This is a genomic window from Enterobacter sp. ZOR0014, assembly GCF_000798855.1.
In the GTDB taxonomy this organism is placed as follows: Bacteria; Pseudomonadota; Gammaproteobacteria; order Enterobacterales; family Enterobacteriaceae; genus Enterobacter; species Enterobacter kobei.
Genome location: NZ_JTLF01000356.1, coordinates 1 through 564, shown reverse-complemented (window position 1 = coordinate 564; position 564 = coordinate 1). Strand labels below are relative to the sequence as shown.

Annotated in this window: 1 protein-coding gene; it reads left to right on the top strand. The window is 52.0% G+C overall.

Going from position 1 to position 564, the window contains the following annotated elements:
* Positions 1–564, top strand: a 564-nt coding sequence (locus L977_RS20325; RefSeq protein WP_047626817.1) for an EF-Tu/IF-2/RF-3 family GTPase, incomplete at both ends; no start/stop codon positions are given.

Sequence of the window (564 nt, the reverse complement as noted above, 5' to 3'; positions counted from 1 at the left end):
CCTGGATTCTTACATCCCAGAACCAGAGCGTGCGATTGACAAGCCATTCCTGCTGCCAATCGAAGACGTATTCTCCATCTCCGGTCGTGGTACCGTTGTTACCGGTCGTGTAGAGCGCGGTATCATCAAAGTGGGTGAAGAAGTTGAAATCGTTGGTATCAAAGAGACTGCGAAGTCTACCTGTACTGGCGTTGAAATGTTCCGCAAACTGCTGGACGAAGGCCGTGCTGGTGAGAACGTTGGTGTTCTGCTGCGTGGTATCAAACGTGAAGAAATCGAACGTGGTCAGGTTCTGGCGAAGCCAGGCTCAATCAAGCCACACACCAAGTTCGAATCTGAAGTGTACATCCTGTCCAAAGACGAAGGCGGCCGTCATACTCCGTTCTTCAAAGGCTACCGTCCACAGTTCTACTTCCGTACAACTGACGTGACCGGTACCATCGAACTGCCAGAAGGCGTTGAGATGGTAATGCCAGGCGACAACATCAAGATGGTTGTGACTCTGATCCACCCAATCGCGATGGATGACGGTCTGCGTTTCGCAATCCGTGAAGGTGGCCGTAC